3 protein-coding genes are annotated in these 2,992 nt (G+C 63.7%); 2 read left to right on the top strand and 1 reads right to left on the bottom strand.

Features of this window, described 5'->3' with window-relative positions; genetic code table 11:
- Nucleotides 1–605 (top strand): transposase (locus tag AAAC48_RS10385; protein WP_340654109.1); only part of this gene is annotated, 605 nt, incomplete at its 5' end.
- Nucleotides 606–1,108: 503 nt separating this feature from the next.
- On the opposite strand, the gene AAAC48_RS10380 is transcribed toward AAAC48_RS10385, so the two are convergent.
- The gene (locus tag AAAC48_RS10380) at nucleotides 1,109–2,005 is read right to left on the bottom strand and encodes a LysR family transcriptional regulator (RefSeq protein ID WP_340654108.1); all 897 of its coding nucleotides are present in this window, start codon (nucleotides 2,003–2,005) and stop codon (nucleotides 1,109–1,111) included.
- A gap of 267 nt (nucleotides 2,006–2,272) precedes the next feature.
- Between AAAC48_RS10380 and AAAC48_RS10375 the strand changes: the two genes are divergently transcribed.
- A partial coding sequence (locus tag AAAC48_RS10375) for an SDR family oxidoreductase (RefSeq protein ID WP_340654107.1) occupies nucleotides 2,273–2,992 on the top strand: 720 nt, incomplete at its 3' end.

Genomic DNA, 2,992 nt, shown 5'->3' with positions numbered 1-2,992 from the left:
GGCTGTTCCTCACCCGGCTGCTCGCGCTGCACGATGCCGGCCGGCTCACCTTCTTCGGATCGATGGCGCACTTCACCGAGCGGCGGGCATTCCAGCGGCACCTGGCACCCGTCCGGAAGAAGCGCTGGGTGGTTTATGCCAAGGCGCCCTTCGCCGGGCCTCAAGCCGTGCTTGCCTATCTGTCGCGCTACACCCACAGGGTCGCGATCTCGAACAGCCGCCTCATCCACTTCGACAAGAACAACATCACCTTCCGCTACAAGGACTATCGCCGCGACAGCGCCGACCGTCAGCAGGTGATGACGCTCGCAACCGACGAGTTCATGCGCCGCTTCCTCATCCATGTCCTGCCGCGCGGCTTCCACCGCATTCGGCACTACGGCCTGCTCGCCGGCTCCGCCCGCAAGGCCAGCCTCGCGCTCGCTCGCGAACTGCTGAACGTCGCCGCGCCACCTGATGACGATACCCCGGACGAACCGGACGACTTCCGCCCGCCATGCCCATGCTGCGGCGGACGCATGATTATCATCGAGATGTTCGAACGGTGGAGGCAGCCGCGCGGACCGCCGGACAAAACCACACCGAACCGGGAGACTGCCCCATGACCCGGCATGGCATGATCCGGCCTTCAGCCGCAGGCACTCAGCCTCCGGCAAGGGACCCACACGCGTCCATGCCGGTGATCGAAAATGAAGGGCGCGCGTCCGGCCGCGCGACGAACCAACAACACCGCGCGGAGGCACAACAAAGTGCTCTGTCCGCATCCATCCCGGCGCTTCCTGACGGCGGTCGCGCTATCGACGAAACCGGCGGAAATCCGAAATCCCCATAGCCATCGCCATCGCCTGTGGCCCGCGGGTTCCTTCCTCGGGGACTTTCGTACGCCTGCCGACGCCCGAAACTCTTCACGGTACCGGAACGACGGCTTTCGGGAGCGACTTGGGATAAGCCGCCAGTGTAGAGGCCCCTTCGGCGGGGTGGATGTCTCCGAACCTCGTGAAGGTCCGGATCGCGGAAGGCGGCCGCGCTATCGACCCAAGTCGTACGCTGGGGATGTCCGCTTCCAGGCACTTGTCCACTGCAAGCGTCGCCGGCGACCTGCTGCCCATCAGTCGCGCGATACAGACAGCCCCACGAGAAGCGGCGCGTACGCGGCGAGCCTGCGGGATACGAACTCAGTGAAGAGCCGCACGCGCTTCGTCTTGCGTGTCTCCCCCTGCGTGAGAAGCCAGAGCGTTCCATACATGTGCAGGTCGGTGCCCGGCACCCTCACCAGTAGGGGGTCGGCATCTCCGACGAAGCACGGCAGTGTCGTCATCCCGAGCCCTTGCCGTACTGCAACGATCTGTGCCTCGCCGTCCGTGGTCCTGAACGGAACACCCGTGGTACGAATCTTACCCTCGCGGGCCCAGTCCGGGATGCCATGAATGCTTATGACGATCCACCGGATGGGATCAGGCGCACCCGCACGCCACGCGGCTAGTCGATCGCGAGACATGTAGACGCCGCCGAACAATTCCGGTCCCTTCAGGCCGTGAAGATTGAGCGGCAGGGTTTTGCGGTCGTAGACGACGCGGATCGCGACATCGGCCTCTCGGTTGGTCAGATTTGCCAACTCGCCGGACGACAAGATTTCCATCTCGATGTCCGGATGCAGACGCGCAAACTCAGCGAAGTCGGGCATGAGCAAGTGCGTCGCGAGTGTCGGCGCCAGTGTGACCCGCAAGAGTCCGCGTACGCCCTGGTCGCGCCCGAAGATTCGCGTCTCCAGACGGTTCGACGACGCGTCCATCTGCTCCGCGAACTCGAGGACCTCCTCGCCCGCAGCCGTCAGGCGGTAGCCCGACGGCAGCTTCTCGAACATCTTCGCCCCCAGCCGCTCCTCCAGTTGCGCAATGCGCCGCAGCACCGTGGTGTGGTTCACCCCAACGCGCTCGGCGGCGGCTCGAACCGAGCCCCCACGCGCGACGGCGAGAAAGTAGCGAACGTCGTCCCAGTCGATCATGGTGCAATCCCGCACCTCGCGATGCGCCTTCCAAAGCCCGTATCTAACACATCGAACAGCAGTACGGGCAGTCATCATAAGTATGTCGACGAGTGCGGCCCAGTTCCGAACGACAGACACCGATTGTCGCGGCTGGCGCCAGTCGACCAGCCGGATCGATTTTGCACCACCGATGTGCGCGCTTCCGCACTCAACAACTGAGGCCGGCGGTCCCATTTCGAGGTTCTCGGAGGCAGACGCTGTCCGACACGACGAAAGGAGAAGTATATGGGAAAGCTTGAGGGTAAGGTTGCGGTCATCACGGGTGGATCGAGCGGCATGGCGCTGGCGAGCGCCAAGCGGTTCGTTGAAGAAGGCGCCTATGTTTTCATCACGGGCCGGAGACAGGAGGCGCTGGACGAGGCCGTCAAGCTGATCGGCCGGAACGTGACCGGCGTGCGCGGCGATGCGGCCAATCTCGACGACCTCCACCGCCTGTTCGATACAGTCAAGCGGGAAAAGGGCAGAATTGACGTCCTATACGCGAGCGCTGGCACGGGGGAAGCTGTCCCATTGGGCGAGATCACCGAGCAGCACTTCGATGCGACCTTCAACCTGAATACGCGCGGCACGCTGTTTACGGTGCAGAAGGCGTTGCCGCTGTTCAACGATGGCGGATCGATCTTCATGACCGGGTCGGTTGCTTCGATCAAAGGTTTTCCTGGCTACAGCGTGTATGCCGCGAGCAAGGCCGCGCTGCACGCATTCGCACGCGGGTGGCTCAACGAGCTCAAGGGCAGGAATATCCGGGTGAACGTGCTGCATCCAGGGCCGATCGCCACGCCGATGCAGGACCAGGTTCTCACCGAGGAGGCGAAGCAGATGTTCGAATCCCTGATCCCGCGGGGAAAGATGGGGCGTCCTGAGGAAATTGCGGCGGCCGCGCTGTTTCTCGCTTCAGACGATTCGAGCTTCGTGAATGGAGTCGAGCTGTCTGTCGACGGCGGC

It is taken from the genome of Phyllobacterium sp. (genome assembly GCF_037994405.1).
In the GTDB taxonomy this organism is placed as follows: Bacteria; Pseudomonadota; Alphaproteobacteria; order Rhizobiales; family Rhizobiaceae; genus Phyllobacterium.
Note: the sequence above shows the minus strand (reverse complement) of the source record. Positions and strands in the feature narration are given on the sequence as shown.